Annotated in this window: 12 protein-coding genes; 3 read left to right on the top strand and 9 right to left on the bottom strand. The window is 70.1% G+C overall.

The features are described 5' to 3' along the window. Positions 1-149 precede the first annotated feature (149 nt). From ACQ3HE_RS10595 to ACQ3HE_RS10560, 8 genes are all read right to left on the bottom strand, one after another. Positions 150-1,658 carry a PucR family transcriptional regulator gene (locus ACQ3HE_RS10595; RefSeq protein ID WP_159876834.1) on the bottom strand — a complete coding sequence of 503 codons (1,509 nt, stop codon included), beginning with the start codon at positions 1,656-1,658 and terminating at the stop codon, positions 150-152. After that, the gene (locus ACQ3HE_RS10590) at positions 1,655-2,710 is read right to left on the bottom strand and encodes an S-methyl thiohydantoin desulfurase domain-containing protein (protein WP_430892666.1); all 1,056 of its coding nucleotides are present in this window, start codon (positions 2,708-2,710) and stop codon (positions 1,655-1,657) included. Before ACQ3HE_RS10590 ends, ACQ3HE_RS10595 begins: the two co-directional genes overlap by 4 nt. Before the next feature lie 9 nt (positions 2,711-2,719). After that, the gene (locus ACQ3HE_RS10585) at positions 2,720-3,868 is read right to left on the bottom strand and encodes an S-methyl thiohydantoin desulfurase family protein (RefSeq protein ID WP_430892664.1); all 1,149 of its coding nucleotides are present in this window, start codon (positions 3,866-3,868) and stop codon (positions 2,720-2,722) included. Next, the gene (locus tag ACQ3HE_RS10580) at positions 3,865-4,968 is read right to left on the bottom strand and encodes an S-methyl thiohydantoin desulfurase family protein (RefSeq protein ID WP_124768045.1); all 1,104 of its coding nucleotides are present in this window, start codon (positions 4,966-4,968) and stop codon (positions 3,865-3,867) included. Before ACQ3HE_RS10580 ends, ACQ3HE_RS10585 begins: the two co-directional genes overlap by 4 nt. Then, positions 4,965-6,518: a hydantoinase/oxoprolinase N-terminal domain-containing protein gene (locus tag ACQ3HE_RS10575; protein ID WP_159876842.1), complete on the bottom strand. Its 1,554-nt coding sequence runs from the start codon at positions 6,516-6,518 to the stop codon at positions 4,965-4,967. Before ACQ3HE_RS10575 ends, ACQ3HE_RS10580 begins: the two co-directional genes overlap by 4 nt. Positions 6,519-6,590: 72 nt before the next feature. Next, positions 6,591-7,943: a purine-cytosine permease family protein gene (locus tag ACQ3HE_RS10570; RefSeq protein ID WP_159876844.1), complete on the bottom strand. Its 1,353-nt coding sequence runs from the start codon at positions 7,941-7,943 to the stop codon at positions 6,591-6,593. A gap of 276 nt (positions 7,944-8,219) precedes the next feature. After that, on the bottom strand, positions 8,220-8,948 hold the full coding sequence (locus ACQ3HE_RS10565) for an alpha/beta hydrolase (RefSeq protein ID WP_430892662.1): 729 nt from the start codon (positions 8,946-8,948) through the stop codon (positions 8,220-8,222). 62 nt (positions 8,949-9,010) lie between these two features. After that, positions 9,011-9,298, bottom strand: a complete 288-nt coding sequence (locus ACQ3HE_RS10560) for a hypothetical protein (protein WP_085511290.1) — start codon at positions 9,296-9,298, stop codon at positions 9,011-9,013. A gap of 52 nt (positions 9,299-9,350) precedes the next feature. Between ACQ3HE_RS10560 and ACQ3HE_RS10555 the strand changes: the two genes are divergently transcribed. The 3 genes from ACQ3HE_RS10555 (at position 9,351) to ACQ3HE_RS10545 (ending at position 11,506) form a co-directional block, all read left to right on the top strand. Further along, complete coding sequence (locus ACQ3HE_RS10555) at positions 9,351-9,908, top strand: GNAT family N-acetyltransferase (RefSeq protein WP_430892661.1); 558 nt, start codon at positions 9,351-9,353, stop codon at positions 9,906-9,908. 160 nt (positions 9,909-10,068) lie between these two features. Then, on the top strand, positions 10,069-10,272 hold the full coding sequence (locus tag ACQ3HE_RS10550) for a hypothetical protein (protein ID WP_124768057.1): 204 nt from the start codon (positions 10,069-10,071) through the stop codon (positions 10,270-10,272). 46 nt (positions 10,273-10,318) lie between these two features. After that, complete coding sequence (locus ACQ3HE_RS10545; protein ID WP_159876852.1) at positions 10,319-11,506, top strand: cobalamin-independent methionine synthase II family protein; 1,188 nt, start codon at positions 10,319-10,321, stop codon at positions 11,504-11,506. A gap of 21 nt (positions 11,507-11,527) precedes the next feature. Here the strand turns inward: ACQ3HE_RS10545 and ACQ3HE_RS10540 are convergent, their stop codons facing one another. Beyond that, complete coding sequence (locus tag ACQ3HE_RS10540; protein ID WP_079704532.1) at positions 11,528-12,436, bottom strand: cation diffusion facilitator family transporter; 909 nt, start codon at positions 12,434-12,436, stop codon at positions 11,528-11,530. Positions 12,437-12,445: the final 9 nt, after the last annotated feature.

Below are 12,445 nucleotides of genomic sequence, written 5' to 3'. Positions count from 1 at the left end.
CTTCGACAGGCTCAGTGACCGGGGGCGGCTCAGTGACCGGGGGCGGCTCAGTGACCGGGGAAGGTGTCTCGAACGGGTTCCGGTCCCTGAGCTTGTCGAGGGGCGGCACTTCGACAAGCTCAGTGACCAGGGTGGCTCAGCGCCCTCCGTCACCGCACGGCGCGGCAGGCGAGGTGGAGCGCGAGGCGCACCTCCGGGTCCGCCATGTCGACGCCGAGGAGCTCCTGCGCGCGGGTGATCCGCGTCGCGACGGTGTTGCGGTGCAACCCGAGCGCGGCGGCCGTCGGTGCGACCGCGGACTCGTGGTCGAGGTAGGCGGACAACGTCGTCAGCAGTTCACCGTTGCCGGTCTGCAACGGTGCGAGGAGCGACCGCGCCGCCGGGACGAAGGTGTCGTTGCCGGTCCAGGCGAGCAGGAGCTGTTCCAGGCCGAGGCCGTCCACCCGCACGAACCAGCCCGTCGTCGACCGGTTCGCGGCGATGCGCACCGCGTCGGACGCCTCCCCGAGTGATGAGGTGAGACCCGCCGATCCGCTCGCCAGCGACCCGACGGCCGTCGCGACGTTGAACGAGCGCCGCGCCTCCACGTGCAGGTCGCGGAGGGCGGCGATGTACCGCTCGACCTGAGGTGGCTCCGGTGGCTCGGCGAAGGTCAGCCAACCGCTCACCCCGCGTCCGCTCGTCGTCGCGTGGGAGTCCACGGCGATCCGCCCGAGTGCGCCGGTCACGAAGCGGAGGAGTTGCAGGGCGTCCACCCGGCTCCGGCCGACGATGCGGAACGCGAGGTGGTAGCCGGTCGTCCGCCAGCCCCGCTCGAGCATGCGGCGTTCGACGTCGGGATCGGGGCGGCCTCGGAGGTCCACGAAGTCCCGCAGGACGCCGGACGACACGGATGCGTCACTGACCTCGGCGACCTCGTCGATGAGGATCCGCGCCGCGACGGCGGGCATGGCGACCTCGGCGGCGACCGCGAGCGCACTCAGTTGTCGGTCGTCGAGTCCGTCCCCGAAGAACGCGACCCGGAGGCCCTCCCGGCTCGGGCTGTCGACCCGGACCGATGCCGCAGCGCCCTGCCCGGCCTTCGTCAGGTCGACCCAGGGGCCGAAGTCGATCGCCGCGTGCACCTCCGACGGCAACCGCCCGCCGGCCTCGAGCAGGACGCCCTCGCTGTCGATGAGGGCGATCCCGTGGCCGATGCTCGTCGAGAGGTGGCGGAGCAGGTCGGCCAGTCCCTCGGCGTGGTACTCGATGGACTGCGCGACCTTGCGGACGTACCCGAGGGTCAGGGAGTCGCGGGCCTCGACGAGCTGCCAGCACGCCTTCGCGAGCAGCATGGGTCGGTCGACGTGCAGGAGCGAGAAGCCGAGTCGGTCGGCGAGCGCGCGCGTCCCCGCGCCGAAGCCGTCGGCCTCCGGGATCGCCAGGGCGAGGAAGCCGCGATCCCGGGTGCGGCGGACGAGTGCGTCCTGCTGCCATGGCCTCGTGGGTGGGGCTCCGGTCACCACGGCGAGTCGGCCGGCCCCCTCCTCGGGGAGAGCCGCCTCGTTCGTCTCGACCACCACGCCGGCCCAGTTGGCGTCGGCCGGGCCGGCGACGAGCCGCACGCCACCGTTGTCGGGGTGCGCGAGGAGCGCGCCCAACTGCAGGCGATCGCTCATGCCGGGACCTCGTCGGTCCGGATCTCGTCGAGCTCGTCCAGGCCGTAGGCGGACGGGAGCACATGGCGGAGTCGTTCCGGGGAGCCGGACCACCAGCCCGGACCGTCGACCCGGATGACGGCGACGTGTCTCGCCATCGAGATCGCCGTGACCTCGAGGATGTCCCGCGAGACGGCGTCGACCACGACGATGAGGTCCGGCGCGGCGGCTTCGAGTCGTCCGTCGGTCATGAACGCGAGCGTCTCGGAGCGGGCGACGAGACGGTGCAGCGCACCACTGCTCCCGTCGATCCCGAAGGTGAGCACGTGCGGGTCCCGGGAGTCCGGCTCGATGCTGCTGACCCGTCCCTCCGCGAGGAGCCGTCCACCCAGCGACTCGGCCAGGGCGGTCAGCGGGCCGTCGATCCGTGCGAGGAACGCTCCGCCCAGCTCGAGTGCCCGAGCGGCGTTCCCGACGATGGCGTGCGCTCGGAGGTCGCCGACGGTGAAGCCCGCGAACACCATGCCGCCACTGCCGCCGGCCTGCACGATCGCCGCGCGGACGACGCGTTCGATGTCGAGGGCGCGTTCGGTCTCGACGAGGGCGACCCCGCCGGCACCGGTGTCGCAGGTGACGACGATGCCCGGGATCTCGTCCACGAGGATCGACATCTGGTCGAGCGAGGGGACGGCGCGTCCGGTCAGATCAGCGTCGACGATGGTCCTCCCCGCGGCGAACGCGAAGGGGGTGAGCCCGTTGACCCCGCCACCCTCCAACGAACAGATGGCCGGGATGCGGTGTCCGAGCCAGCGTTCCGCGGCCCCGATCAGCCGCCCGAACGGGTCCGTGCCGGGCAGGCGCTCACTGAGCAGCATCGTGGAACCGACGAAGCCGACGGCGAGACACGGGGTCTCCGGGTCGAGGTCGTCGACGCTGTGGAGGTCGAACGGCCAGGCGCGCTCGTCGCGGAGGGCCAGCTCGAGCATCGTCGTCGCACCGCCACCTCCCGAGCCCAGGATCGCGAACCCCGTCGCCAGGGCGGGGAGGCGATCGCGCTCGAGGAGGGTCGGCATGCCCTCAGCCTAGGCTCGGACCGCCTGACCAGCGGCGAACGCATCCGCGGCTTCTGCGGCCATCGCCTCGCCCTCCACCGGGACGAACGGCTCCGTCAGCCCGAACGCGGTCGGCCCGAAGGCGCGCAGTGCGTCCGGCGTGCGCATGAGGGCTGGCGTCGAGATCCCGAGGACCCGCACGCGTTGGCCGTAGCGGAGGCCCTCCGTGGTGATCGGCTCGGCGGTCTCGTGGTCGACGATGCAGATGAGGTCCGGGACGATCGCGACGACCTCACCGTTCCATCGCGCGATGAGGTTTTCGTTCTGGAACGAGATCTCAAGGCGTTCGGAGCTCGACGGGTCGGCCGACCAGATGACGGCCGTGCCCTTGGCGAAGCCCTCGGTGGTGCGGCGCTCCACGTCGGCGACCTTCCCGACGAAGAGCTCCCGGACGTGCGAGTAGAGCGTCGTGGACAGCGTGTCGGCGATGGCGGCGAACGGCGAACGGTGCTCCTCGCGCGCGACCCGGATCGCCCGGCCGAGGGCCAGCGCCATCGAGATCGTCCGCGGCACCGCGGTGCGACGCACGTCCGCCCCGCTCATTGCGTACTCGGCGATGTGGGCGACGCCGCCGAGACGGATCGCGATGCCGCGCGCCAACCACTCCATCTGTCGGTCGTCGTCGCCGGTGTCGATGATCACGCGCTCCCCGCGTTCCCCGGCGATGGCGAGCGGCGAACCGTGCACGCCGTACACCGCGAAGGTCTCCATGGAGAGCTCCGGGAAGGCCCGGCCCATGCCGTCGGCGTCGACGACCGGCAGCCCGGTCTCGGCGGCCACGATGAGCGGGATCATCGAGTTGATGCCACCGCACTCGATCGGCATGGTCGCGTCGGCGGTGCGCCCGAGGTGCTCCTCCAGTGTCCGCAGGGCGAGTGTCGGTTCGAACCCGGCCGGGATCTTCTCGACCATGACCGTTGGAGCGCCCATCTGCGCGGTGGGGATGACGAAGAGGTCGTCGGCGAGGTCGTCGGGGTCGAGGATCGTGATGGAGCGGTCGCCGAGCACCTGCTTCACGAGCATCATGCCGATGTACGGGTCACCTCCGCCGCCGGTCCCGAGGAGGGTGGCGCCTCGAGCGAGGTCGGGCAGGTCGTCCGCGGTCAGCGTCCAGCTCATGCGGCGACCTCCGGCGCGTCCGGCGCAGGCGTCTCGGCCGTGCCGTCGAAGCGGTGCGAGGGCACCTCGTACCCGAAGTACCCCGGCCCGACCATCGCCAGCGCCTCAGGACTGTGCCAGCGGTCGTCGCTCGGTGCCGAGATCACGCGGACACGCTGTCCGTAGCGGAGCCCCTCGGTGGTGATGGGCTCGCCGGAGTCGTGCTCGAGCACCATGATGAGGTCGGGCGTCGTCACGAGGGTGACGCCGTCGAGCGCGGCCATGAGGTGCTCGTTCTGGAACGACAGCTCGAGGCTCGCGTCGACCCCGTCGATCCGTGCGCGACCTCGGGCGAACCCGGTGGTGGTCGCGCGCTCGACGTCGACGACCTTGCCGGAGAACAGTTCGCGACCGCCGAGCAGCTGCACGGTCCGCTCCACGGGGTCGGCCTTCTCGGCTCGGGCCGCTTCGATGCCGTCGCCGATCTCGCGGCACAGCGACAGCGAGTCGGCCACGAGCGCCTCGCGCGCCTGCGCGCCGGACATCGGGAAGCCGGAGATCATGACCGAGCAGCCCATCTCGACACAGGCCACGCGGGCGATGCGTTCTGTCCAGCTGTTGTCGACGGTCGTGAGGACGCCCGTGTTGCCCTTCTCGTCGCTGAACGCGAGCGGGGAGGCGTCGATGCCGTACAGGGTCGGGAGCACCATCTGCAGCTCGGGGAAGGCCCGCCCCATCCCGTCGGCGTCGATGAGGGGGAGCCCGAGCGCTGCCGCTGCGGCGATCGGGATGGTCGAGTTCACGCCGCCGACCTCGGCGCACGCGATGTGGGTGACCGGACGACCGAGGGACGCGCTGAGGGCGTGGACCGGTGCGACGACCTCGGTGAGGCTCGGCAGCTTCTCGACCATGACGGTCGGGGCGCCCATCATCGCGACGGTGAGGACGAGCGCGTCGTCGGGGACCTCGTCGAGGGTGACGACGGTGACGTCGCCGTGCTCGCGGAGTGCCTGCGCGGCGAGCAGTGCGCCGATGTACGGGTCACCGCCACCGCCGGTCCCGAGGACGGCGGCTCCGCGGGCGAGGCCGGGGATGAGCTCGGCGGAGATGGTCCAGCTCATCGGAGGCCTCCCATGTCGAGGTCGCCGACGGCCTTCACCCGGATGCGCGTGGCGTTCCCGGGGAGATAGGGGATCGGGACCTCGTCGAAATCGACGATCGCGACCGACGCGGGGGAGGCGCCGGCCGCGATCGCCTTGTCGATCGCCTCGGCACGGACCTCGGCGATCGCCTCCTCACGCCGGCCGGGTTCGATGGCGTAGACCTTGTCGATCTCGCCCCCGACCTGCGCGATGGAAGCACCGATGGCATTCGCCACGGCGTAGTTGTCGGGCCGGTGGACGGCGCCGAAGATGGGGAGTTCGTCGGAGAGCAGGATCGACCCGCCGCCGACCGCCACCACGGGGATCGGCTCTGGGGAGGTCCGCATGCGGTCGACGGCCTCGGCGATGCGTTCGCCGATCCGCTCGAGGACGCGCTCCACGAAGACCGGGTCGAGATGGGCGACCTTCGAGGCGTCACCGATCGACGCGCGACCGGCGGCCACGGCGATGTCCGTCGCGGTGAGGGTGCTGCCGCCGAAGACGAGGGCCTCGGTCATGAGCTTGTACCCGACGGATGCCGGCCCGACCTCGGCGGTCTCCTCGTCGACGATGCTGCCGCCGCCGATCCCGATGGACAGGACATCGGGCATCCGGAAGTTCGTGCGGATGCCGGCGACCTTGACCTCGTTCGCCGTCTCGCGAGGGAAGCCGTTGATGAGCAGGCCGATGTCCGCCGTGGTGCCGCCGATGTCGACGACCGCGCACGTCGCGAGCCCGCTCGTCAGTGCCGCCCCGCGCATCGAGTTGGTGGGGCCGGAGGCGAACGTCGCGACGGGGTAGAGGCGCACGTAGTCCTCGTCCATGAGCGTGCCGTCGTTCTGGCTGAGGAAGATGGGCGCCTCGATGCCCTGCTTCCGGACGGCGGCGGTCAGCCCGTCGACGATCTCCGAGGCGAGCTCGCGCAGGGCTGCGTTGATGATCGTCGCGTTCTCGCGCTCCAGGAGGCCGATGCGCCCGATCTCGTGCGAGAGCGAGATGGCCACGTCCGGGCCGAGGACCTCGCCGACGATCCGCGCCGCCTCGACCTCGAGGTCGTGGTTGACGGGGCTGAAGACGGAGGAGATCGCGACGGAGCGGATGCCGTTGACACGCATGTCCTCGGCGTGTGCCCGCAGCTCGTCCGGGTCGATCGGCGAGATGGGGCGTCCGTCGAACTCGTAGCCGCCATGCGCGAGGTAGCTGCGTGCACTGATCGCCTCGACGAGCTCCGCCGGCCAGTCGACGAGCGGCGGCAACGCGCGGGTCGCCGGGAGCCCGAGCCGCAGTGCCGCGGTGGGTGCGAGCCGCTTGGCCTGCACGAGGGCGTTGATGAAGTGCGTCGTGCCGATCATCACCGCGGTGATCTGCTCGCCGTCGAAGTGGTGTCCGCTCCGCAGTTCGCCGATCGCCTGGACGATCCCGTCGGTCACGTCCGGGGTGGTCGCGTGCTTGACGGCCGCCAGGGTGGTGGTGCCGTCCATGAGCACGGCGTCGGTGTTGGTGCCGCCGACATCGATACCGATGTGCATATGAGGGGTTCGCTTTCTGTTGGTGCGGTGGAGCGGTGTGCGGTGGAACGGTGACGGATCAGTGCGCGACGGTCACTTCGAGGCGGTGGCGGGGCTGTCCACCGTCGCGTCCGCCTCGATCTGCGAGGTGTGGGCGACGCCGACACCGCGGACCAGGCCGAGCTTGCCGGCGGCGATGTACAGCACCATCGAGAGGATGAGCGACAGGACGGCGGGGATGCCCCACGTGACGAAGTAGCCGGTGATCGCGGACACGGCCCAGATGACGATGGTCGCCGGGACGATGCGCGGGGCGGTCGTGGGCAGGCGGCCCGAGGCGCGCGTCTCGTCGAGCTCGCCGCGCCAGCGCTTCACGATGAAGTACTCGGCGACCATGATGCCGGCGATGGGCGGGAAGGCGACGCCGAGGATGATGAGGAAGCCGGAGAACTGACCGAGGATGCCGACCGCCGCGAGGATGGAGCCGACCACACCGAGCACGATGGTGGTGGTCACGCGGTTGAGGTTCTTGCCGAACGCGGTCGAGATGAAGTTGACCAGCCCGAGCGTCGACGAGTACAGGTTCCAGTCGTTGATCTTGAGCGTCCCGGTGATGACGATGATGAGGCCGATGAGCCCGACCGACGACGTGACGATCGCGACGACGTTGCCCGAGGCCGCGGCGTGGGCGAGCAGGACGCCCGAGAGGCCGATGACGAACTCACCGAGCGAGACGCCGACGACGGTCTGCTTGATGACGTCGGCGCGGGACCGGTTGAAGCGGGTCATGTCGGCGGTGATGATGGCGCCGACGATGAGGCCGCCCGCGACGATGCCGGTGCCGGCCCAGACGCTCATGGTGGGGCCGGGTGCCGGGCCGGTGACGAGTTCCATGAAGTCGTGCTGGGTGAGTTCGCTGATGATCGACCAGCCGACGAGGATCAGGAACAGCGGGACGGTGATGTTCGCGAGCCACTGCATGCCCTTGAACCCGTAGGCGACGATGGCGGTGACGGCGAGACCGAAGATGAGGCTCCAGGCCCACACCGGCATGAAGCCGGGGAGGAGGGCGTCGAGCGACTCGGCGGAGATGGCGCTTTGGATGCCGAACCAACCGATGAGGCTGATGCCGATCGCGAGTCCGACGAGTGACGCGCCGATCTCGCCGAAGCCGGTCCAGCGGGCGAGGAGGGCGGTGTTGAGGCCCTCCTTCTGGCCGATGATGCCGACGATGCACATGATCACCTCGAGGATGATCGAGCCGAGGAGTAGAGCGAGGAACGCCTCGCCGAAGGTCATGCTGTAGCCGAGGGTGGCGCCGAGGAGGAACTGGGACAGGGCCGACACCTGTCCGAAGCGTTGGACGGCGATGCCGAACCAGGGCTTCTGTGCGTCGGGACGGACGCGGGACAGGGCGAAGTCGTCTGCGTGTGCCATGCGAGCCATGCTGGTCTCCAGAAGTGGGGGAGGGAGCGGTGCGGGTGGCGGCAACGTTACTGACGGCCCGCCCGCAGCAGAATGTGCATGATGCAGGAATGTGCGCGCGATATCAGCACTCTGCACAGGAGCCCCGTCTCGCCCCGTCGCTGTGTGACTCACCTGGTCCCTGAGCTCCTTCCCTCCCGGTCCCTGAGCCTGTCGAAGGGGGTGTCCTCCGTGTGCACTTCGACAAGCTCAGTGACCGAGGAAGGCGGCTTGGTTGGTCTCGGTCTCTGAGCCGGCTCAGAGCGAGGCCTGGATCACCTCGAAGGTCCGTGCCCCGTCGAGCGCCGCCATGTCGTGGCGGATGCCCGGGAACCGCGTGACGGTCCAGCCCAGGTGTTCGTAGCGAGGGACGTGGCTGCTCGGAAGGACGAGCTTCGCGTCGTCCGACAGCACCAGCGTCGAGGGGACGATCGGCGCCGACGGCGTCACCGGGGTCGCTGCGACGTCCTGCAGCACCTCCGCGATCATCGAGCGGTCCCACGCGGCATGGGCGGCCTCGGCGAGCGCGACGTTCGCGGGACCCGTCGCTGGGTCCGTGCGGTCGTAGAACCAGGCCAGGAGCCGAGGCAGCCCTGGGATGCTCCAGAACAGTCGTGCGCCGAGGCCTCGGCCCGGCAGTTTCAGGCCGAACCCGGGATCGAGGTAGATCGCGTGCGCCGGGCGGAGCGGCCCCACGATGTCGATGAGGAGCCGCCCGCCGAGGGAGTGGCCGACGATCGCGTCGAGGCCGTTCGGCAACGTCTCGACGAGGTCGGCCGCGAGTGAGGCGATGTCGTAGCGCTCGCCTCGGGTCCGATCGGCGCGTGGGCTGGAGCCGTGACCGCGGAGGTCGACGAGCAGCAACGTGTACCGCTCCGGGTCGGCCGCTGCGACGACGTCGGTCCAGGCGGCTCCGTCGGCCAGGAATCCGTGGATGAGGGCGATCCGGACCGGGCCGTGCCCGCGTTCCTCGACGTGCAGTCGCATGGCCCTCCTCCGTCGGTGCTGGGGACGACTCTACGCGGCGACACCACGCTCCGTCGCTGCGCTCAGGACCGCACGAGCAACCATGCGAAGGCACCGAAGGACACGAGTCCGAGTGCTGCGCCGACGATCGACCCGATGAGGCTGAAGGTGGGCCAGGGGGCGCCGGGTTGGCGACTCATCCTGATGCCCTGGACCGCGAACAGCAGGGGCACGAAGCAGGCGAGCACCGAGAACGTCCATGACCCGCCGTCTCTCGCCGTCGACGCGACGATGTAGATGGAGAACGCGGCGATGGCGATGCTGAGGATCGCACACGCGCGTGCCGAGATCGGTTCGTTCTTCGCAGCCATGGGCACAGGGTATCGACTGGTGCCAGTCACCGACCAGAGCAGAATGGAGGGCATGACCGACGCGACTCCGCCGACCCTGACGGAACGACTGACGCTCGCCCGCCCCGCCGAGCGCGACCTGCCGGAGCTCCACGACCTCCATGCCGACCCCGCGGTCTGGACGCACCTGCCGTCCGCCCGACACACGGCGCTCGCCGAGACTCGTGAGCTGATCGAGCGGTACCAGGCCGGCTGGGAGGCGAACGGTCTCGACGTGTGGGTGGCGCGCGACACCGCGACGGGTGCCTTGGTCGGCATCGGCGGCCCGAGCCTGCGTGGCGGGGTCGCCTGGAACCTCTACTACCGTCTGGCGCCCGCGGCCTGGGGGCGCGGATACGCACAGGAGCTCATCGCGGCCGCGCGAGCCGCGGCACCGGCGTCGGCACCGGATCTGCCCGTCGTGGCGTTCCTCCTGGAGCACAACGAGGGTTCACGTCGGGCTGCCGAACGGGCGGGGTTGGAGGTCGTGTGGCGTGGCCCCGACGCGGGCAACCCGGATCCGGATGCCGTGCGCCTGGTGTTCGCCGACCGCGTGCTCAGCGACGAGGCGCTCCGCGTGTTCGTGGGCTGAACGACCGCTGCACCCGATCTCCGAGCGTGTCGAAGGACGCCGCTTCCGGGCGCGACCGGGTATTTTCGGGCAACCGGCCGCGAAACGCAAGCAGTCTGTTCACCGACGACGTTCCTCGATACGGTTGGAAGATATGTCAGCCACGGTCGAGATGGAACACATGAGTCAGGTAGAACGCGAACGCCCGCTCCTGCGCAAGGGGAGCGAGGCGAGTTTCGTCCGGTGGGCCTTCGACGGTCGCTCATGGTGCGCCGACCTGGTGAGCGGTCAGTACCGAGGCGCGACGAAGACCGGCTGGCTCTTGCAGACCGAGAACGAGCAGCGGGAACTCTCCAACCAGGAGTGGGCTCCCTGCATGGCGTGAGCGTGCCGTCCACATCCACCCGCGCCACGCACCGAGGAGCCCACGCATGACCGACCGCATCCTGACCACGCACGCCGGGAGCCTGCCGCGCACGCCCGAGTTGACCCGGTTGCTCGTGGCCCGCGACCAGCGGCGGTCGTTCGACGTCGCCGAGCTGGAGGAGGTCACGGCGGATGCGGTGGCCTCGACGGTCGCCGCACAGCTCGCCACCGGTCTCGATCTCATCAACGACGGCGAGGTCCCGCGCGTTGGCTTCTCCACCTATGTGCTGGAACGCATCGAGGGCTTCGGCGGTGCAGGACACCGCAAGCCGACGCTCGACTCCGTGCGATTCCCGGACTACGCGGCGTTCCAGGCGAAGCAGATCGTCGAGGGGGCAGACGTCGCACGGGTGTGGGATCCGCCGATGGCCCAGGGGCAGCTCGTGTACGACCCGACGCTGTCCGGCATCACCGCCGATCTCGACGGCTTCGAACGGGAGCTCGCCGTGCAGGCCGGCCAGGGACGCACACCCGCCGGCACCTTCTTCTCCGCGGCGACGCCCGGGATCGTGTCGACGACACTGCTGCTCGATGCCGCGAACCCCTTCTACGGCGACGATCGCGCCTACGTGTTCGCGCTCGCCGAGCAACTGCGGATCGAGTATGAGGCGATCGTCGCCCGGGGGCACGTCCTGCAGCTCGACGCCCCGGACCTCGCCATGGAGCGGGTCATCCAGTTCGGTGACGCTACGCTCGAGGAGTTCCTCGCGGCCGTGGACCTGCACGTCGACGCCCTCAACCACGCCATCCGGAACATCCCCCGTGAGCAGGTCCGGCTCCACGTCTGCTGGGGCAACTGGCAGGGGCCGCACCAGGACGACGTCCCGGTCGACGTGCTCCTCCCGCACCTCTACCGGGCGCGGGTGGGCGCGTTCAGCATCCCGCTCGGCAACCCGCGGCACCAGCACGAGGCGCCGGCGTTCCGCGAGCACCCGCTCCCCGAGGGCGCGCTCCTCATCCCGGGGGTCGTCGACGTGACCACCAACTATCTGGAGCACCCGCAGGTCATCGCGAACCGCATCGTCGAGGTCGCCGAAGCGGTCGGCGATCCGACGCGCGTCATCGCCGGCACCGACTGCGGGCTCTCCACGTTCGCAAGCTATGAGTTCGTCGCGACCGATGTCGCGTGGGCGAAGCTCGGTGCGCTCGTCGAGGGTGCTGCGATCGCGTCGAAGCGGCTGTTCGGCGCCTGAGCCCTCGGCTCGTCGCCGCGCTCAGACGGTGATCGACGGCTCGTCGCTCACCGAGAGCGTGAGCACGGCCTTGCCGATGAGGTCGTCCTGCTCGAGGTCGCCCTCGAGTCGGCGGAGCTGACGCGCGACGTCGTTCTCGCGGTCGTCGCCGACGAGGTCGACCGACGCGACGAGGAAGAGGCGTTCCGGCCCGCTGAACTCGAGGTACAGCGCCGTCACCCGTTCGATCTCCGGGTGCGAGAGGAGCGCGGTGATCGTCTGCGCGCGGTACGCGGGGCTCGGCGAGGCTCCGAGGAGATAGCGCCGGTTGCGGTTGATGAGCAGCAGCGCGACGCCGCCGAGCAGGACGCCGATCGCGATCGAGCCGATCGCATCCCACACCGGGTCGCCGGTCACCTGGTGGAGGCCGATGCCGGCCCCGGCGATGATGAGGCCGAGCAGTGCTGCGGAGTCCTCGAAGAACACCGAGCGGAGCGTCGTGTTGGAGCCGTTCACGATGTAGTCGAAGAAGCCGCGGCCGTACTTCTTCGCCGTGCGCCGACCCTCGAGGATCGACTGGGTGAAGGAGAAGCCCTCGAGGAGGAAGGCGACGCCGAGCACGAGGTAGCTGAGGGCGTAGTCCTCCATCGCCTCCGGTGCGGTGAGGCTCTGGATACCGTGCTGGATCGAGACGACCGCACCGACGGTGAAGATCCCGAAGGCGGCGAACAGCGAGAAGATGTAGGCGTCACGGCCGTAGCCGAGCGGATGTGCGGCGTCTCGTTGCTTGTCCGCCCGTTTGTCGGCGATGAGGAGGAAGATCTCGTTCCCCGCGTCGGCCCACGAGTGGGCGGCCTCGGCCAGCATCGACGCCGACCCGGTGAGCGCGGCGACGATGGACTTGGCGATGGCGACGATGACGTTGGCCAGGAAGGCGATCACGACGGTCATGCGCCAACG

This window comes from Plantibacter auratus, from assembly GCF_050587365.1.
GTDB lineage: Bacteria > Actinomycetota > Actinomycetes > Actinomycetales > Microbacteriaceae > Plantibacter > Plantibacter auratus.
This window is presented reverse-complemented; position numbering and strand designations above follow the sequence as displayed.

Excerpts from the sequence above, each read along its gene's own strand:
- ACQ3HE_RS10595 (WP_159876834.1), bottom strand. The coding sequence starts at position 1,658 with ATGAGCGATCGCCTGCAGTTGGGCGCGCTCCTCGCGCACCCCGACAAC.
- ACQ3HE_RS10590 (WP_430892666.1), bottom strand. The coding sequence starts at position 2,710 with ATGCCGACCCTCCTCGAGCGCGATCGCCTCCCCGCCCTGGCGACGGGG.
- ACQ3HE_RS10585 (WP_430892664.1), bottom strand. The coding sequence starts at position 3,868 with ATGAGCTGGACGCTGACCGCGGACGACCTGCCCGACCTCGCTCGAGGC.
- ACQ3HE_RS10580 (WP_124768045.1), bottom strand. The coding sequence starts at position 4,968 with ATGAGCTGGACCATCTCCGCCGAGCTCATCCCCGGCCTCGCCCGCGGA.
- ACQ3HE_RS10575 (WP_159876842.1), bottom strand. The coding sequence starts at position 6,518 with ATGCACATCGGTATCGATGTCGGCGGCACCAACACCGACGCCGTGCTC.
- ACQ3HE_RS10570 (WP_159876844.1), bottom strand. The coding sequence starts at position 7,943 with ATGGCTCGCATGGCACACGCAGACGACTTCGCCCTGTCCCGCGTCCGT.
- ACQ3HE_RS10565 (WP_430892662.1), bottom strand. The coding sequence starts at position 8,948 with ATGCGACTGCACGTCGAGGAACGCGGGCACGGCCCGGTCCGGATCGCC.
- ACQ3HE_RS10560 (WP_085511290.1), bottom strand. The coding sequence starts at position 9,298 with ATGGCTGCGAAGAACGAACCGATCTCGGCACGCGCGTGTGCGATCCTC.
- ACQ3HE_RS10555 (WP_430892661.1), top strand. The coding sequence starts at position 9,351 with ATGACCGACGCGACTCCGCCGACCCTGACGGAACGACTGACGCTCGCC.
- ACQ3HE_RS10550 (WP_124768057.1), top strand. The coding sequence starts at position 10,069 with ATGAGTCAGGTAGAACGCGAACGCCCGCTCCTGCGCAAGGGGAGCGAG.
- ACQ3HE_RS10545 (WP_159876852.1), top strand. The coding sequence starts at position 10,319 with ATGACCGACCGCATCCTGACCACGCACGCCGGGAGCCTGCCGCGCACG.
- ACQ3HE_RS10540 (WP_079704532.1), bottom strand. The coding sequence starts at position 12,436 with ATGACCGTCGTGATCGCCTTCCTGGCCAACGTCATCGTCGCCATCGCC.